This window comes from Phenylobacterium sp. (assembly GCF_004799395.1).
GTDB lineage: Bacteria > Pseudomonadota > Alphaproteobacteria > Caulobacterales > Caulobacteraceae > Phenylobacterium.
The window spans coordinates 47,710-63,140 of sequence record NZ_SSMZ01000080.1 but is presented as its reverse complement, the minus strand read 5'-3'; the positions used below and the strand labels follow the sequence as shown (position 1 = coordinate 63,140).

The 15,431-nt window shown below is 69.3% G+C and carries 19 protein-coding genes; 6 read left to right on the top strand and 13 right to left on the bottom strand.

All coding sequences use genetic code 11. The annotated features are described in order from the left end of the window. The first annotated feature begins 28 nt into the window (after positions 1-28). Positions 29-397: a DoxX family protein gene (locus tag E8A12_RS05725; protein ID WP_293366889.1), complete on the top strand. Its 369-nt coding sequence runs from the start codon at positions 29-31 to the stop codon at positions 395-397. Here E8A12_RS05725 and E8A12_RS05720 read toward each other — a convergent pair. Genes E8A12_RS05720 through E8A12_RS05710 form a run of 3 tightly spaced genes read right to left on the bottom strand, consistent with a single transcriptional unit; the run spans position 394 to position 3,493 of the window. Further along, positions 394-972: a TetR/AcrR family transcriptional regulator gene (locus E8A12_RS05720; RefSeq protein WP_293366887.1), complete on the bottom strand. Its 579-nt coding sequence runs from the start codon at positions 970-972 to the stop codon at positions 394-396. The two genes, E8A12_RS05725 and E8A12_RS05720, sit on opposite strands and share 4 nt — an antisense overlap. 32 nt (positions 973-1,004) lie before the next feature. Continuing rightward, a complete protein-coding gene (locus tag E8A12_RS05715) occupies positions 1,005-1,709 on the bottom strand; it encodes a lysophospholipid acyltransferase family protein (protein WP_293366886.1) in 705 nt (234 codons plus the stop codon). Next, a complete protein-coding gene (locus tag E8A12_RS05710; protein WP_293366885.1) occupies positions 1,706-3,493 on the bottom strand; it encodes an ABC transporter transmembrane domain-containing protein in 1,788 nt (595 codons plus the stop codon). Before E8A12_RS05710 ends, E8A12_RS05715 begins: the two co-directional genes overlap by 4 nt. Before the next feature lie 118 nt (positions 3,494-3,611). Here E8A12_RS05710 and E8A12_RS05705 point away from each other — a divergent pair, with 118 nt between their 5' ends. Next, on the top strand, positions 3,612-4,295 hold the full coding sequence (locus E8A12_RS05705; RefSeq protein ID WP_293366884.1) for a sulfur transferase domain-containing protein: 684 nt from the start codon (positions 3,612-3,614) through the stop codon (positions 4,293-4,295). A 3-nt stretch (positions 4,296-4,298) separates the two neighbouring features. Here the strand turns inward: E8A12_RS05705 and E8A12_RS05700 are convergent, their stop codons facing one another. The 4 genes from E8A12_RS05700 to E8A12_RS05685 form a co-directional block, all read right to left on the bottom strand. Continuing rightward, positions 4,299-4,553, bottom strand: coding sequence for a DUF4170 domain-containing protein (locus E8A12_RS05700; RefSeq protein WP_293366882.1), 255 nt, complete (start codon positions 4,551-4,553; stop codon positions 4,299-4,301). A gap of 94 nt (positions 4,554-4,647) precedes the next feature. After that, a complete protein-coding gene (locus E8A12_RS05695) occupies positions 4,648-5,979 on the bottom strand; it encodes a TldD/PmbA family protein (RefSeq protein ID WP_293366925.1) in 1,332 nt (443 codons plus the stop codon). Between the two features lie 36 nt (positions 5,980-6,015). Beyond that, positions 6,016-6,417, bottom strand: coding sequence for an MAPEG family protein (locus E8A12_RS05690; protein WP_293366881.1), 402 nt, complete (start codon positions 6,415-6,417; stop codon positions 6,016-6,018). A gap of 52 nt (positions 6,418-6,469) precedes the next feature. Next, positions 6,470-7,996, bottom strand: a complete 1,527-nt coding sequence (locus E8A12_RS05685; RefSeq protein ID WP_293366880.1) for a UbiD family decarboxylase — start codon at positions 7,994-7,996, stop codon at positions 6,470-6,472. 61 nt (positions 7,997-8,057) lie between these two features. Between E8A12_RS05685 and E8A12_RS05680 the strand changes: the two genes are divergently transcribed. Then, a complete protein-coding gene (locus tag E8A12_RS05680; protein WP_293366879.1) occupies positions 8,058-8,288 on the top strand; it encodes a hypothetical protein in 231 nt (76 codons plus the stop codon). On the opposite strand, the gene E8A12_RS05675 is transcribed toward E8A12_RS05680, so the two are convergent. The 4 genes from E8A12_RS05675 to E8A12_RS05660 all read right to left on the bottom strand — a co-directional run bounded on the left by E8A12_RS05675 (position 8,285) and on the right by E8A12_RS05660 (position 11,711). Continuing rightward, positions 8,285-8,914: a PAS domain-containing protein gene (locus E8A12_RS05675; protein ID WP_293366877.1), complete on the bottom strand. Its 630-nt coding sequence runs from the start codon at positions 8,912-8,914 to the stop codon at positions 8,285-8,287. The genes E8A12_RS05680 and E8A12_RS05675 overlap by 4 nt on opposite strands. 108 nt (positions 8,915-9,022) lie before the next feature. Then, a complete protein-coding gene (locus tag E8A12_RS05670) occupies positions 9,023-9,370 on the bottom strand; it encodes an MmcQ/YjbR family DNA-binding protein (protein ID WP_293366876.1) in 348 nt (115 codons plus the stop codon). Continuing rightward, on the bottom strand, positions 9,367-9,945 hold the full coding sequence (locus E8A12_RS05665; RefSeq protein ID WP_293366874.1) for a YdeI/OmpD-associated family protein: 579 nt from the start codon (positions 9,943-9,945) through the stop codon (positions 9,367-9,369). Before E8A12_RS05665 ends, E8A12_RS05670 begins: the two co-directional genes overlap by 4 nt. Beyond that, positions 9,945-11,711, bottom strand: a complete 1,767-nt coding sequence (locus tag E8A12_RS05660; protein WP_293366873.1) for a gamma-glutamyltransferase family protein — start codon at positions 11,709-11,711, stop codon at positions 9,945-9,947. The genes E8A12_RS05665 and E8A12_RS05660 overlap by 1 nt, the downstream gene beginning before the upstream one ends. Before the next feature lie 194 nt (positions 11,712-11,905). On the opposite strand from E8A12_RS05660, the gene E8A12_RS05655 reads away from it, so the two are divergent. Continuing rightward, positions 11,906-12,103, top strand: a complete 198-nt coding sequence (locus E8A12_RS05655) for a PEPxxWA-CTERM sorting domain-containing protein (RefSeq protein ID WP_293366872.1) — start codon at positions 11,906-11,908, stop codon at positions 12,101-12,103. Positions 12,104-12,241: 138 nt separating this feature from the next. Beyond that, positions 12,242-12,802, top strand: a complete 561-nt coding sequence (locus E8A12_RS05650) for a hypothetical protein (RefSeq protein WP_293366871.1) — start codon at positions 12,242-12,244, stop codon at positions 12,800-12,802. A gap of 8 nt (positions 12,803-12,810) precedes the next feature. Here E8A12_RS05650 and E8A12_RS05645 read toward each other — a convergent pair whose 3' ends face one another. Then, entirely contained in the window at positions 12,811-13,461 is a 651-nt protein-coding gene (locus E8A12_RS05645; RefSeq protein ID WP_293366869.1) for a heme-binding beta-barrel domain-containing protein, read from the bottom strand. 174 nt (positions 13,462-13,635) lie between these two features. Here E8A12_RS05645 and E8A12_RS05640 point away from each other — a divergent pair, with 174 nt between their 5' ends. Further along, positions 13,636-14,688, top strand: a complete 1,053-nt coding sequence (locus E8A12_RS05640; protein ID WP_293366867.1) for a TIM44-like domain-containing protein — start codon at positions 13,636-13,638, stop codon at positions 14,686-14,688. Positions 14,689-14,691: 3 nt separating this feature from the next. Here the strand turns inward: E8A12_RS05640 and E8A12_RS05635 are convergent, their stop codons facing one another. Beyond that, the gene (locus tag E8A12_RS05635; RefSeq protein WP_293366865.1) at positions 14,692-15,402 is read right to left on the bottom strand and encodes a sensor histidine kinase; all 711 of its coding nucleotides are present in this window, start codon (positions 15,400-15,402) and stop codon (positions 14,692-14,694) included. Positions 15,403-15,431: the final 29 nt, after the last annotated feature.

Sequence of the window (15,431 nt, the reverse complement as noted above, 5' to 3'; positions counted from 1 at the left end):
AACGCAGGGCGGAATCAGGGAGACGGGGATGGTTTGGATCGCGGCGAATTGGGCTGGCCGTGCGTTGGTCGCCCTGCTGTTCATCCTGGCGGGCGTAGCGAAGATCCTAGGGCCGAAGCCGTTCCTGGATCACATGGCCCAGCATCGCGTCCCGGCCTTCCTGCTGCCGGCGGTGATCGCGCTGGAGATCGGCGCAGGCCTCTCGGTGCTGAGCGGCTTCCAGGCGCGCTGGGGCGCGCTGGCCCTGGCGGGGTTCTGTGTGGCGACGGCCTTCGTCTTCCACCTCGACCTGGGCGATAAGGCCGAGCGGACCCTGTTCCTCAAGGACCTGGCGATCGGCGGCGGCCTCTTGATCCTGGCGGCCAGCTACGGGCGCGCGGCCGGCGTCGCCGGCTAGGCGCGGCCACGCACCCGATCCACCAGGCCCGCGATCAGCCGTCGCGCCTCGGTCTCGCCGAGTCCCATGTCGGCCAGCTCCCCCTCGGCGATGGCGTCGGTCAGGCGCTCGAACTGGAAGAACATCACCGCGAGTTGCTCGTCGCTGAAGCCCAGGCCAGCCCAGGCGCGCAGCTGCGTGACCTGCCGCAACCGCGCCTCGGCGCGGGCGCGGCGCACCGCGGGGTCGTCGATCGACAGCTGACGCAGGCTACGGCGGAACATCAGATGGCGGCGGTGGTGCGCGACGCCGGTCTCGACCAGGGCCTCGGATGGGGCGTCACGGTCGAACAGGGCCTGCAGCGACGCCTCCTCCTCATCCCACCAGGCCCGGTAGCAGGCGATGAAGACCTCGGTCTTATCCTTGTACCAGCGGTAGAAGGTCTGTGGCGCGAAGCCGGCGCGCCGGGCGATGCGGTTGCTGTCGGTGCCGGCGAAACCATGGGCGTTGAACTCGGCCATGGCCGCGTCGCGCAGCCGAACCGCGGTGGGCGTGGCGTCCCCGCCCGGAGCCGATCCTCTGACGCGCCTTGGCATCGGACCGTGATATCCACATCACGGCCGGGGTGCTAGCCGGCGCGACGTCCCACCAGGGCTTCCGCCTGTCGGGTGACCGCTGAGAGGCGGGCCGACCATTGGGCGAGCAATGCCTCGGAGCCCGCCTCGTCGATCCCGTCCGGCACATGGAGCGGGCCGTCCCACACCACGGCGCCGCGGCCGAAGGGGGCTGCAAACATGATCTTGTCCCAGCCGTTCAGCTGGATGGCCGGACTGGCCGCTATGCCCATCAGGAAGACCGGCTGCTTCGAACGCTTGGCGATCTGCAGCGCCCCGGGCGCGATCACCTCGTTCGGCCCACGCGGCCCGTCCGGGGTCACCACCAGAGCCCCTCCCGCGGCCACGTGGTTGATCGCCTCGCGGAAGGCCACCACCGCCTGGCGCGCCTTGGCCGTGTCGCCCGGCTTGGCGGTGGAGATGCGCACGCCTGGAAAACCCGCCATCTCGAGGGCGGTGGCGATGAACTGGCCATCCGCCGAGGGCGAGATCATCGCCTTGGTGTTCTTGCGCCACCACTGCGGCGCCGTGGCCAGGCAAAGCGGAATGCGGCCATGCCAGAACAGGGCCACGGCGCCGGCGTTCCCGGACAGGACCGGCTCGACGCACTCCAGGTTCACGTGCCGCCAGCGCACCGTGTGCAGGATCAGGCGGATATAGATCCCCAACAGCCAGCCCAGCAGGTTCTGGACAGCGTCGCTGCGCAGCAGCTTCTTCAAGCCGCCGGCTCCGGCGCGGCCTCGGGCTCCAGGTCCTGGTTGCGGGCCAGGCGGGCGTAGAGGCCGCGCTTGCGGACCAGGGAGGCATGGTCGCCAGTCTCCACGATCCGCCCCTTGTCGAGGACGTAGATGCGGTCCGCGCCGCGCACGGTCGACAGACGGTGGGCGATCAGGATGGTGGCGCGGCCGGCCATCAGCCGCTTCAGGGCCGCCTGCACCTGGGCCTCGCTCTCGGTGTCCAGCGCACTGGTGGCCTCGTCCAGCAGCAGGATCGGGGCGTCCTTGAGGAAGGCGCGGGCGATGGCGATGCGTTGCCGCTGCCCGCCGGAGAGCCGCGCGCCAGCCTCGCCGACCTGGGTGTCATAGCCCTTGGGCAGGCCCAAGATGAAGTCGTGGGCCGCGGCCTCGCGCGCCGCCAGCTCCACGGCCTCGGCGCTGGCGTCAGGCCGGGCGTAGGCGATGTTGGCGCGAATGGTGTCGTCGAACAGGAAGGCTTCCTGGGTGACCAGCGCGATCTGGCTGCGCAAGGACTTCAGCGTCACGTCGCGAACGTCCACGCCGTCGAGGGTCACGCGGCCCTCGGTCGGGTCATAGAAGCGGGGAATCAGGTTCAGGATCGTGCTCTTGCCGCCGCCGGAAGGGCCGACCAGGGCCACGGTCTCGCCGCGCCGGGCTTCCAGCGAGACGCTGTTGAGGATCGCCGGGCCATGGCCCTCGTAGCGGAAGCTGACCTTTTCCAGCCGCACGGCGCCGCCGCTGAGCGTGAGGACCCCCGCGCCGGCGTGCTCGCGCACCTCCGGCTCGACGTCGAGCGCAGTGAAGAGGCGGCGCATCGCAGCCATGCCTTCGGCGAATACGGTCTGCAGGTTGGCCACCTGCCGTAGCGACTGCGAGCCCATGGCCAGCGCCGCCATGAACGACACGAACGCTCCAGCGGTCATGTGGCCTTGCTGCGATCGCCAGCCGGCGTAGGCCAGCACCGCCGCCGTCAGCAGCGTCATCACCAGCTCTGTGGAAGGCGCGGCGAAGGCCCGCGCATTGGCGCCCTTGATCAGGTGGCTCTGGCGGCGTGTCACCACTTCGGCGACGCGGTCTTCCTCATAGGTCTCGCGGTTCTCGATCTTGACGATGCGGACCCCGTCCAGGCTCTCCATGATCGCCGTCGATAGCGCCGAGGTTTCGGCCATGGCCCCGCGGGCGGCCTTGCTGGAGCGCTTGGAGAAACGGCGCATGATGGCGACCGCGAGCGGCGCGACGACGACGACCCCGATGGTCAGCCAGCGGTCGTTGCCGATCATCACCGTGAACGCCCCGATCACGATCAGGAGTTCGCGCGTGTAGTTGATGACGCCCGAGGTCACCGCCTCGCGGATCAGGCCGGCGTCATAGAGCACCGACGCCACATAGGACCCAGAATGCTGGCTGCGGATACGGGCGAGGTCGGCGCGCACCATGCGGCCAAAGAGCTGCACCTGCACATCGCCCACCACGCCATTGCCCATGCGGTTGACCAGCGAGGCCTGTACGATCGATGCGGCCAGGCGCGCCACCGCGATCGCCACGATCATCAGCGGCAGCCGGACGAGTTGGCCGGGCTTGTGGTTGACGAACAGGTCGTTGGTCGCCGGCTCCAGGATCTGGGCCAGCTCGGTCGTGAAGAACGCGCTGACGATGGCCGCCAGGAAGGCGGTGATCCAGCCCTTCCAGCGCGGCAACAGGTAAATCCGCGCCACCCGGCCGATCAGGGCGCGGGCGCTAAGCTCGGGCGGTTCGGGCGCAGTCATACGGCTTGGGGTCGTCCGATGCGGGGTTGGAGTCAAGCGGCCGGCCTGCCGAGGTGCGGCGTCATCGTATGAGCGCCACAGCTTCCGTCGGGGCGGCGGAACCCTTAGATGGGGCGCCATGACGCTTGCGCCAACCAAGCCTGGATTCGACCTCGCCACCCCGGGTGGGCGGTTCAAGACCTATGCGGACTACCTGTGGAACGACCACGCCTATCTGCGGCTCGGCTTCCAGAACGCCCACTGGATCTCCGAGGACCTGGTGCGCACTAACCAGCCCTGGCCGCACCAGCTGGCCGCCTGGAAGGCGCGTGGGATCAAGACCATCGTCAATCTGCGCGGCGGGTTCGACGCCAGCTTCCACGCCCTGGAAAAGGACGCCTGCCGCAGACTCGGCCTGGAGATGGTCGATTTCACCATCACATCGCGCGAAGTCCCCAGCCGCGACCGGGTGCTGGGCGCCAAGCGGCTCTATGAGACCATCGCCTATCCGGCCCTGATCCACTGCAAGTCCGGCGCGGACCGCGCGGGGATCATGAGCGTGCTCTACATGCACCTCCACAAGGGCCTACCGATCCGCGAGGCCCTGGATCAGCTGCACATCCGCTATCTGCACGTGAAGCAGGGCAAGACCGGCGTGCTGGACTACGTCTTCGAGCGCTACCTCGGGGAGGGCGAGCCCGCCGGCATGTCGTTCCTCGAATGGGTCGAGAGCCCGATGTACGACCCCGCCGGCATGAAGGCCGATTTCCGCGCCGGCATGCTGGGCTCGGTGCTGACGGAGAAGCTGCTGCGGCGCGAATAGCCGCTAGTGGTCGTGCCCGTGGTCGTGGTCGTGGTCCGAGTCTGGGTCGAGCAGCTTGTGGGCGTGGATGATGAAGTAGCGCATCAGCGCATTGTCCACCGTCGACTGGGCCTTGCCGCGCCAGGCGGCTAGCGCCTGAGTGTAGTTCGGATAGGCGCCCACCAGGTCGACCTTGGTCAGGTCGCGGAACTCGGCGGGGCCGTCGAGGGCCTTCAGTTCGCCGCCGATCACCAGGTGGAGGAGCTGTTTGTCGGGCATGGAGGTCTCAGGTCTTTTCGGGTCGTGGAGATGCGCGCACGCGCTTTGGCGCAGCCGATAGGCTCCCGCCGCCTTGGGATCAATGGGCCGTGCCCTAGAGGCCGGCGATCGCCAGGTTGTCGACCAGGATCGAGGGCGCATTCGAGGCGCCCCTGATCTCCAGGTCGGCGCCGGGGACCAGGCGGGCGTAGATGTCGATCAGATTGCCCGCCACGGTGATCTCGTTGACCGGATAGGCGACCTGCCCGCTCTCGAACCAGAAGCCCGAGCAGCCCACCGACCAGTCGCCGGTGTTGCCGTTCAGCGAAGGCCCGAACATCGAGGTGACCAGCAAGCCCGCGCCGGCGTCGGCCATCAGCTCCGCCTGGCTGCGGGTCCCTGGAACCAGGGTCAGGTTCGACGGCCCGACGCCGGGCGGTCCCGCGAGGCCGCGCGAGGCGTGACCGGTGGTCGCCAGGCCCAGCTGGCGGGCCGAGGAGGTGTTCAGGAGCCAGGTGGTCAGCACGCCGTCGTCGACCAGGCTGATCTTGCCGTTGGCGACGCCTTCGTCGTCGAAGGGCGAGGAGCCCAGGCCGCGCAGGCGGTGCGGGTCGTCGGTGACGGCGACGCCCTTGGCGAACACCGGCTGGCCCAGTTTCTCCTTCAGGAATGAGGTGCCGCGCGCGATCGAAGGGCCGGAGACGGCGCCGATCAGCGGACCCAGCAGCGAGGCCGCCAGGCGGTTCTCAAAGATCACCGGCGCCGTGGTGGATTGGATCTTGCGCGCGCCGAGCCGGCCGGCGGCCCGGGAGCCGGCCTCTGTCCCGATGGCCGCCGCGTCCGGGAGGTCGCCTTGCCAGCGGACCGAGCGGCCGTCGTAGCCGGTCTCCATGCCGTCGGCGTCGCCGGCGATGGCCGAGGCCCCCAGCGAGAACGAGGAGGCCCGGTGCAGGCCCGAGAAGCCTGCGGTGGTGACAATCCGCCACTGGCCAGCCGACCAGCTCGCCGAGCCGCCATCGGAATTGGTCACCTTCGGCACCGCGCGGGCCGCTGCCTCGGCGATGCGCGCCCTGGCTTCCAGAGCTTCGGGCTCAGGCTCGGCCGGGTCATAGAGGTCGAGGTCGGCCAGCGGCCCACGGGCCAGCCGCTCGGGATCGGCGAGGCTCGCGTAGGGATCCTCGGGGGCCAGCCGCGCCATGGCCACGACGCGGGCCACCAGCTTGGCGCGGGCCTCGCTGCTCACATCCGAACCGGAGACGGAGGCCTGGCGCTGGCCGATGAAGACCCGCAGGCCCAGGTCGCGGCTCTCCTCGCGCTCGACTTCCTCGAGCTCGCCGTTGCGCACGGTGATCGAAAGGGCGCGGCGCTCGGCGCCCACGGCCTCGGCGGCATCGGCGCCGGCGGCCAGGGCGGCGGCCACCACGTCGTTCAGCAGGTTTTCGTCCATGGCGGCCATATGGCGGAGCCCGGGGCCAGGAACAAGCTAAGGTATCGCGTAGAAGATCAGCGCGACCCCGCCCAGGATATAGGCCAGCCAGGTCAGGATCACGCCCGCCGAACGCAAGATCGAGGAGCCGCCGCTGCGGCTGAGGCCCACCGCATGGCCCACCCGGCCCGCGAACAGGGTCAGCCCCACGGCGTGCACCACCATCGGCGGCGCACCGGCCATCGCCAGCACGGCGATGGCGATCAGGCCGCCCGGCACATACTCCGTGGCGTTGCCGAAAGCCCGCACCGCCTGGGCCAGCTGCGGGATATCGGCGTCGCCAAGCACCACCTGATGCTTGCGCCGCTGGCGCACCACCAGCACCGACAGCACCAGGAGCAGGATCAGATGCAGTCCGACCCATAGGGCGGCGGCGTGGGCGGAAGGCATGGCGTCCATGGCGTTTTCCCTCAGCCGCGAACCTGCGCGCGCTTCGCGGCGACCCGCAAGCTCAACCGACCGGCTTTCCGGAGCCCGGGAGGCCCAGGCGCGCCCACATCTCGCTGACGTCCGCCACCGTGGCCTCGTCCATGGCGAGCTTGCGGCCCCACTCGCGGTGGGTTTCCGGCGGCCATTTGTCGGTGGCGTCGAGGCCGATCTTCGAGCCCAGGCCGCTCTCAGGCGAGGCGAAGTCCAGGTAGTCGATGGGGGTGTTCTCGACGACGGTAATGTCGCGGGCCGGGTCCATGCGGGTGGAGATCGCCCACATGACGTCCTTCCAGTCGCGGGCGTTTATGTCGTCGTCCACGACGATCACCCACTTGGTGTACATGAACTGCCGCAGATAGCTCCAGACTCCCATCATCACGCGCTTGGCGTGGCCGGCGTAGGCCTTCTTCATCGACACCACGGCGATCCGGTAGGAACAGCCCTCCGGCGGCAGCCAGAAGTCGACGATCTCCGGGAACTGCTGGCGCAACAACGGGATGAACACCTCGTTCAGCGCCTCGCCCAGAACCGAGGGCTCGTCCGGCGGTCGGCCCGTGAAGGTGGTCAGGTAGATCGGGTCCCTGCGCATGGTGATGGCGCTGACCTGGAAGATCGGGAACCGCTCGACGGAATTGTAGTAGCCGGTGTGGTCGCCGTAGGGGCCCTCGTCGGCATATTCATCAAGTAATACATGACCTTCTATCACGATTTCCGCCTGGGCCGGCACCAGGAGCGGCACGGTCTTGGCCGGAACCAGGTCGACCTTGGCGCCGCGCAGCAGGCCGGCGAACTGGTACTCGGACAGCGTGTCCGGGACCGGTGTCACGGCGGCGAGTATCGTGCCGGGATCGGCGCCGATGACCGCGCAGGCGGGCAGGGGCTCGCGCTTGCCTTCGGCCTTCCAACGGCGGTGGTGCTGGGCGCCGCCGCGGTGGGCCAGCCAGCGCATGATGGTGGTGTCCTTGCCGGTCACCTGCATGCGGTAGATGCCGAGGTTATAGTCGTCCTCGCGCGTCGTGGACGGACCCTTGGTGACCACCAGCGGCCAGGTGATCAGCGGCGCCGGTTCACCTGGCCAGCAGGTCTGGATCGGCAGCTTGTTGAGATCGATCTTGTCGCCGGTCCAGACCACCTGCTGCACCGGTGCGGACTTCACCGTCGCCGGGCGCATGGACATCACCGTCTTGGCGAGCGGCAGCATTTCCATGGCGTCTTTGAAGCCCCGCGGCGGCTCCGGCGCGCGAAGGAAGGCCAGCAACTCGCCGACCTCGCGCAGGTCGGCCGCCGTGGTCCGTGCGCGGCCCTCCAGCGTCACGCCCATGGCCACCCGCTTCACCGTCCCGAACAGGTTTATCAGGCAGGGCATCGGCGAACGTTCGCCGTCGGCGCGGATGACGTTCTCGAACAGCACTGCAGGGCCGCCCTGCGCCAGCAGTCGGCGGTGGATCTCGGTCATCTGCAGGACAGTCGAGACCGGCTCGGTGACGCGCACCAGTTCGCCCGCCGCCTCGAGCGTCTTCAGGAATTCGCGCAGCGACTTGTAGGCCATGGCCCCTCCGAACCGGGCCGGACCCTAGAGGCGCGGCCGCGCCGGGTCTAGGATCGGCGCCATGAAGCGCATCGACCTCGATGACCTGCCGCCCAAACTCGCCGCCCTGCTGGCCGGGACGGAGGCGGGCGAGGAGGTGTTGCTGGTGCAGAACGGCGCGGTGGTCGGCCGCCTGACCGGCGCCGCCGCCGGACCGGCTCCGCCCACCCAGGCCGACCCACAGCAGACGCCGGAGGAACGCGCCAGGGAGGTCTTCGAGCAGTTCCGCGCCAGCATCGAGGACGAGTTCTAGGCGGCCGAAGGTCGAGCCTTGAGGATCTCGTCGGTCACTTCATCGACGATGTGCAACAGGTAGATCAGCCGTCCGTCTTCGTTGTGCAGCGGGGTGTTCACCAGCCGCCAGTGGCGCTCAACAAACAGCCCATGGGCGTCGCGCACATCGTAGCGCAGCACCGGCATGGCGTGCGGCCGCCCCGTCTCGGCGACCCTGCGCAGCGAGGCGTAAATGTGCGAGACGCCGCCGGCGGTCTCATCGCCGGGGTTTTCCGGGAACATCATGAACAGCGGCCGGCCGACGACCTCATCTCGCAGCAGCCCGGTGGCCGCCTCGAAGGCCGCATTCACGTCCACGAAGTTCAGGCCGGGCGCTGGGTCGATGAGATAGGCGACACGCGGGGAGGCGCCGAACTCGCGGCGGAAGTTGGCGACAAACCCGGCCTGGCTGGAGGCGAGGCTCTCCCTGGCGCCGATCGGCCAGGGCGGTGCGCCGGCGCCGGCCTCGGTGGCCTCCAACAGGGCAAGCTCCCGCTCGACCGTGGCCAGCATGGCCTGGACGCGGCGCCGGTCGCCCTCGTCCACCGAGCCGGCCATACGCGCCCGGAACCGGTCGATGTTCTGCTGCAAGATGAAACGCTGCACGCCTGAGGTACTCCGGCGCCATTGCCGCTGTTCGCTTATAAGTTGCAGATTGCCTACCAAAAGGTGAGCGCCGCCGCTACGCCGCGCGGGCCCCTGCGACGTCAGGGCTCAGGCGCCGTTCGCCGCGTCGTACTCTTTGACCAGCTTCTTCGGCGCGACCTTGCGCCAGCGGCGTTCGAGGAAACCCTTCAGCGAGCCGGGGTGCAGGGCGGCGATCCGCGCCAGCACCGCCGGGTAGTCCTTGTAGTGCGCGGTGAAGTGGAAAGTGCCAGGCTCGGCCTCCAGCAGCATCTCGCGCTCGTCGAAGCTCACCTCCATCAGCACCATGGACTCGTCCTCGCGGCGCAGCCGGGTGAAGAACTTGCCGTTCACCTTGTAGGACGGCCGGCCGTAGCTGATCCCCTTCTCAGCCATCGGGAAGGCCATGACGATGGCGTCCATTTCGTCGGCGGTCATTTCGGCTCCATCCGGGTTGCGGTCGCCAGTCTGCGCCCCGCGCCCGATGCGTCAATCAACAGCGCCAGCCGCTGGGCCCGGGTCGGCGCGGTCTTGGCCGCCAGGATGCGGTGGATGGTGAGCTTGCGGTAGCCCGGCGGCTGGGCCTGGAAGAAGGCCCAGGCGGCGGCGAGGCCCTGGAACGCCGCCAGCTCGTCGGCCGCCAGCTCGCCTGCCGGGCGCTCGTAGGAATAGACCTGGGTCCGCGCCTTGCCGGTTTCCCAGGCGGCGCGGCCGGCCCGCGAGATGCGGCCCTGCGCGTCGAGCTCGGCGAAGCGCTTCAGGTTCACCTGGCTCCAGACGCCGCCGGCTTTGCGCGGCGTGAAGCGGATGCGGTAGGCCGTATCGTCGATCCGGTGCCGCACGCCGTCGATCCAGCCGAAGCTCAGCGCCTCGTCCACGCTCTGCGGCCAGGTCATAGAAGCCTTGCCCGATCCCACCTTCCAGAAGCCGACCGACAGCTCCGACGCCGTGGCGTGGTTGGCCTCCAGCCCGGCGCGCCACTCTGCGGCGGTGGCGAAGAACCTCGGGGCCATCAGTAAGCCAGCGCGGTCCCGTCCTTGCGCATCTCGGTGGCGGCGGCGTAGCGGCCGGGGTGGCGCTGGATCGCCTCGTAGCCACCATAGACGCCGGGGTTGGGCGCGAGCGGCCAGCCGAGCTCGGCGAGCGCCTTCTTGGTGGCGTCCGGCACGCCGGTCTCCAGGTTGAGCTTGCCGGGATTGCCCAGCTGTTCGCCGGTGGGTTCGTTGCCGCCCTCGTGGTGCCAGCGGGGCGCATCGCCCGCCTCCTGCAGGCCTAAATCGAAGTCGATCAGGTTGGAGATCACTTGCGCCTGCCCCTGCGGCTGCATGTCCCCGCCCATGACGCCGAAGCTCAGCACCGGCTCGCCGCCGCGGGTGGCGAAGCCGGGGATGATGGTCTGGAACGGCCGCTTGCCCGGCGCATAGATGTTGGGGTGCCCGTCCTGAAGCGCGAACAGTTCCCCGCGATTCTGGAACATGAAGCCCAGCCCGTCCGGCATCAGGCCCGAGCCCATGCCGCGGTAGTTGGACTGGATCTGGCTGACCATCATCCCGTCCTTGTCGGCGACGGTGAAATAGGTGGTGTCGCCATGGCTTGGCGCCTGACCGGCGTAGGCGGGGTCCAGGATCTTGTCCGACCGGATGAGGGCCGCACGCTGCTTGGCGTACGCCTTCGACAACAGCCACTCGGTGGGCTGCTTGTAGAAGTTCGGGTCGGCGTAGAACCTTGCCCGGTCCTCGAACGCCAGGCGCTTGGCTTCCACCTCGTGGTGCAGGGTCATGGCCGACTGGAAGCCCATCCCCTTGATGTCGAACTGCTCCATGATGTTGAGCATCTGCAGGGTGACGAGGCCCTGACTGTTGGGCGGCAGGCCCCAGACGTCGGTCCCTCGGTAGTTGATCGAATGCGGTTCGACCCATTCGGTTTGGTGGGCGGCGAGGTCCGCCTTGGTCATCCAGCCGCCGATGCGCTTGAAATAGGCCTCGATCCTGTCGGCGATCTCGCCCTCGTAGAAGGCGCGGCCGCCGCCCTCGGCGATCAGCCGGTAGGTGTGGGCCAGCATCGGATTGCGGAACACCTCTCCCTCGCGCGGGGTTTTGCCGTCGGGAGCCCAAAGCGCGTTGAAATTGGCCGCCTCCTCGATGTGGCTTTCGGGCTTGTTGAAAATCCGTTCCGAGGAGCCGACGTAGAAGGCCACGTTCTGGACGACCGGAGCGCCTTCCTCGGCGTGGCGGATGGCCGGCTGGAAGAGGTCCTTCCACGGTAGCTTCCCGAACCTCTGGTGCAAGGTCCACCAGGCGTCGACCGCGCCCGGGACGCTGACCGACACGGCGCCGTAGGAATTGATCAGGCCCTTGGCGTTGGCGCGCTTGCGCTGTTCGGCGAGCGTCAGGGTCTTGGGGCTGCGTCCCGAACCGTTGATCCCCAGCACCTTGCGGCTCTTGGGGTCCCAGAGCATGGCGAAGCAGTCGCCGCCGACCCCGCAGGAGATCGGCTCGCCGAAGCCCAGCACCGCGTTGGCGCAGACCGCGGCGTCCACCGCCGAGCCGCCGGCCTTGAGGATTTCGATGGCCGCCAGCGTCGCCAGCGGATGCGCCGTCGCCGCCGCCCCGTGCAGCCCCCAGGCCGGACTGCGCGACGCCCATGTCGCCCCGTCGATCCGGTCCCCGCCATGCACATCCGGCCGATCCCGCACCGGGTTCTCCTGCCGGCTGGTGGCGAATGCGCGGCCGGAAAATGCGGCGGCTGGCACAGCGGCGATGAAGTTGCGGCGGTTCATCTGGATAGGCGCTCCCCGGCTGGACTTCGCAGTGTTAGCAGAGGCGTGGGCGGTGGCGAGGTCCGGATTTTGACTATCGCTGACACGCTGCGGAGCAGGCCCAGAGGATTAGCCGGCCCGAGTTCGCTGCGTGCGGCATTGAACCTCCCGTCGACGCCGTAGCCCACACGCCCTCGGGACAAACCCTGACGAGCGTGGCCGACCAGTTCAACGCCCTCAACAATGCAGATCCCTACGCCGGATACCCGACGGCCGGCTACTGGACCGCGACCTTTCCCACGATCAGTTCTTCGGCGGCTCCCGAGCCCTCGACCTGGGCGATGATGATCCTGGGGTTCTTCGCCGTCGGCGCAATGACCTACCGCCATCGGAAGGCGCTGCAGAGCGCCTGATCGCCGACCGCCATCAATGTCGAAGAGGATCGTCTTTGGACGGTCCCTTTGTCCGGTGACCTGCGCCAGCCAGCTGAAACGCTGGTGATGCGGTGAGGCCTTGTTCCGGTCGCGGTTGGGCGGCAGGGTCTTAAGGCCATGCGTCTTGCCGCCTCGATCCTCGCCGCCGCCCTTGCCAGCAGCGCCGCCGCCGCCGCGCCGCCCGCCGTGGCACCTGGCCCGCCGCCGCCGCCGGCCACTGTCTCGCCGCTCACCGTCTTCCCGAGAAGCGAGGCGCCCAAGCTGGTCAAATCCTATCCGGCCGCCGGCGCGGCGATCGCCCCGGGCTTGCTTGTGCTCAGCGTGACCTTCGACCAATCGATGCTGCAGACCGGCTTCGACGTCACCTCCTCGGCCGGCGCCGAGCCGCTGCCGTGCCTGAAGACCGCGCGTCTGCTGGACGACCGCAAGACCTTCGTCCTTCTTTGCACCGCTGAGCCGGGCAAGACCTACAAGCTGGCGCTAAACGCCGGCGCGCAGGGCGGTTTCCAGAATGAGTCCGAACATCGCGCCCTACCGGCCGGCTTCAGCTTCACCACCACCACCGACGTCAACGGGCCGGGCGACATCCATACCGCCCTGAAGGCTTCGGGGCTGCGCGACATCGACATGCCGATCCAGGACACGCCCGACCGGCGCGGCGAGAAGCCCGGCGCCTGACGTTCCAATCAGGCCGGCTGGGCCGCGCCGATCAGCGCCAGCGGGTTTGGCGTGGGCTCGCCGATCTTCGTCAGGCGGTTGATGTCGAGGTGGCGGAACGGCTCGGCGCGGCCGCGCACAGTGAGCATGGTTTCCGAGACGTAGGACCAGCTTCCATCGGGATTGAAGGTCACCTTCAGATCGTAGGCGTCGGTGCGGAAGGCGTATTCCAGGAAGGCGGTGGAAGCGATGCCGTGCTCGGTCGAGCCGCGGCGCGCGCTGACGCTGAGGCCCGAGCCGTCGGGCGCCGCGACGCCGCCGGCCAGCACCACCTGGCCGCGGGGGATCGCCACGGTCTGCAGGATCAGCCCGGTCGCCGGCTCCCACAGCCAGTAGCCCACCTGGTCGTGGAAAGTGATGTCCTCTTCCTCGGTGTTGATATGAACGTGGTAGCGCAGGCCATAGAACAGCTGCGGGCCGTTGGCCTGCGGGTCGATCGGCTGCATCTCGATGCGCTCGAGATAGACGCGCCGCTCGGGTCCGTCGGCCTTGGGGTTGAGGTCGACGCCCTTCTTGCCCTGCCAGATCCCGGCGAGGCGCGCGAGCGGGCCGAGGTTGGCCAGGGTGTTTGGATCGACGTCTTCCGGCTCGGTGAAGATGTCTTCGGGAAAGGGATTCACGACGCGCTCCGGTCTGGCTGATTGCGGAAGGTCGTGACGCAAGCCGCCACGGTCAAGCCCGGACCGATCCTCGCGTCGCGACGCGGCAGGGATCGCGGCTTTGTGATGCAGCGGCCTCATCTGGCGGGGCCGGCGGCGGCGACTTACATGAAAGACGTCAGGGGAGAATTTTAGATGACGCGTCTTCGGACCAAGATTTCCGCCGCGCTCGGCATGGCGCTGGCGGTTTGCATGCTGGTGGCGGCGCCGGCCGACGCCCGGCGCGGCGGCAGTTTCGGCAGCCGCGGATCGCGCACCTATTCCGCGCCGGCGCCCACCGCCACCGCACCCGGCTCCACAGCCCCGGTGCAGCGGTCCATGACCTCGCCCTCGGCCACGCCGGGCGGAGCCTTTGCACCGCAACCCGGCATGCCGGGCTACTCAGGCTATCAGCCGGGTTACGGCTATGGCGGCGGTCCCTTCGGGCGCAGCCCCTTTGGCGGCTTCATGGGCGGCCTAGTGGCCGGCGGTCTGATCGGCGGCCTGTTCGGCCACCACTGGGGCGGCGGCTGGGGCGGCTCCGGATGGGGCGGCGGCGGGGGCGGCCTGCTGACCATCCTGATCCAGCTGCTGGTGCTGTTCTTCATCGTCAGTTTCGTCATGCGCCTGATCCGCCGGCGCAGCGGCTATTCGGCCTTCGAGCAGCCGTCCTATGGCGGCGGTCCGCAGCCGTTCGGCGGCGCCGGCGCAGGGTTCGGCGGTGGCCCGTTCGGCGGCACGGGCTTCGGCGGCGGTCCGGCGGCGGCGCCCTATGTGCCCACCACGGGCCCCAGCTGGGAGACTCCGATCACCCCGCAGGATCAGGCGACCTTCGAGGGCCTGCTGAAGGAGATCCAGGACGCGTTCGGGCGCGAAGACTACGCGGCCTTGCGCGAGCACTGCACGCCGGAGATCGTCTCCTACCTGTCTGAAGAGCTCAGCGAGAACGCCACCCATGGGCGCCGCAACGAGGTCAGCGGCACGCGCCTCCTGCAGGCCGACGTGGGCGAAGCCTGGCGCGAGAACGACGTGGAATATGCAACCGCGTCGATGCGCTACGAGAGCGTCGACCTGATGCGCGACCGCACGACCGGCGCGGTGCTGAGCGGCGATCCCGACACCCCCAGCCAGACCACCGAACTCTGGACCTTCGTCCGTCAGATCGGGGGTCCCTGGAAGCTCTCGGCGATCCAGGACGCGAAGGGCTAGGGTTCAGTCCTCGGCGCCCGGCGGCGCGAAGGAGCGGGGCGCCGGAGGCGGCGTCCCGGGCAGGGGGACGCTCAGGGTGAAGCGCGCGCCGTGGTCGCTGACTGCCTCGAACAGGCCGTCCAGCTGGCGCACTACCGCCTGGACGATGGCCATGCCCAGGCCGCCGAGCCGGGGGCCGTTGAAAGCCTCGCCGAGGCCTCGGCCCTCGTCGGCGACGGTCAGGCGCAGGCGACCGCTCCCCTGACGGCGGCAGATGATGTGCAGGGGGCCGCGCTCGCCCCAGGCATAGGCGTGCTTGGCGGCGTTCATCGCCAGTTCGTTGACCGCGATCGCCAGGTGCTGGGCGAGGTCGCCGGGGACCTCGACGGGCTCGGCGTCGACATCGCAGGCGAGGCCGGTGCTCTCGGCGATCAGCTCGCCCAGCTCGGCCAGGAATGCCGCCAGGTCGACCTGCGGCCCGCGGCGGATCGCCATGAACCGGTGCATCTGGCCGACCGCCGAGAGCCGGTCGGCCGTCTCGCGCAGCACGGTGCGGGCCTCGGCGTCCATCACCCGAAGCTGGGCGAAGATCAGGAAATCGGCGGCGAGCTGCAGGCTGTTGGCCAGGCGGTGGTCGAGTTCCCGGCGCTCGTCGGGCGCCGCCGCCGGGCCACGGCGGCGCGGATTTGCGCCCAGGTCGTCGTTCGCCGCGTCAGGCCGCTCCGGGTCGGTCACGTCCGCCTCCGATCGAGGAGCCCCCCTCA

Coding starts and splice junctions, on each gene's coding strand:
- E8A12_RS05725 (WP_293366889.1), top strand. CDS start 29: ATGGTTTGGATCGCGGCGAATTGGGCTGGCCGTGCGTTGGTCGCCCTG.
- E8A12_RS05720 (WP_293366887.1), bottom strand. CDS start 972: ATGCCAAGGCGCGTCAGAGGATCGGCTCCGGGCGGGGACGCCACGCCC.
- E8A12_RS05710 (WP_293366885.1), bottom strand. CDS start 3,493: ATGACTGCGCCCGAACCGCCCGAGCTTAGCGCCCGCGCCCTGATCGGC.
- E8A12_RS05705 (WP_293366884.1), top strand. CDS start 3,612: ATGACGCTTGCGCCAACCAAGCCTGGATTCGACCTCGCCACCCCGGGT.
- E8A12_RS05700 (WP_293366882.1), bottom strand. CDS start 4,553: ATGCCCGACAAACAGCTCCTCCACCTGGTGATCGGCGGCGAACTGAAG.
- E8A12_RS05695 (WP_293366925.1), bottom strand. CDS start 5,979: ATGGACGAAAACCTGCTGAACGACGTGGTGGCCGCCGCCCTGGCCGCC.
- E8A12_RS05690 (WP_293366881.1), bottom strand. CDS start 6,417: ATGGACGCCATGCCTTCCGCCCACGCCGCCGCCCTATGGGTCGGACTG.
- E8A12_RS05685 (WP_293366880.1), bottom strand. CDS start 7,996: ATGGCCTACAAGTCGCTGCGCGAATTCCTGAAGACGCTCGAGGCGGCG.
- E8A12_RS05680 (WP_293366879.1), top strand. CDS start 8,058: ATGAAGCGCATCGACCTCGATGACCTGCCGCCCAAACTCGCCGCCCTG.
- E8A12_RS05670 (WP_293366876.1), bottom strand. CDS start 9,370: ATGACCGCCGACGAAATGGACGCCATCGTCATGGCCTTCCCGATGGCT.
- E8A12_RS05665 (WP_293366874.1), bottom strand. CDS start 9,945: ATGGCCCCGAGGTTCTTCGCCACCGCCGCAGAGTGGCGCGCCGGGCTG.
- E8A12_RS05660 (WP_293366873.1), bottom strand. CDS start 11,711: ATGAACCGCCGCAACTTCATCGCCGCTGTGCCAGCCGCCGCATTTTCC.
- E8A12_RS05650 (WP_293366871.1), top strand. CDS start 12,242: ATGCGTCTTGCCGCCTCGATCCTCGCCGCCGCCCTTGCCAGCAGCGCC.
- E8A12_RS05640 (WP_293366867.1), top strand. CDS start 13,636: ATGACGCGTCTTCGGACCAAGATTTCCGCCGCGCTCGGCATGGCGCTG.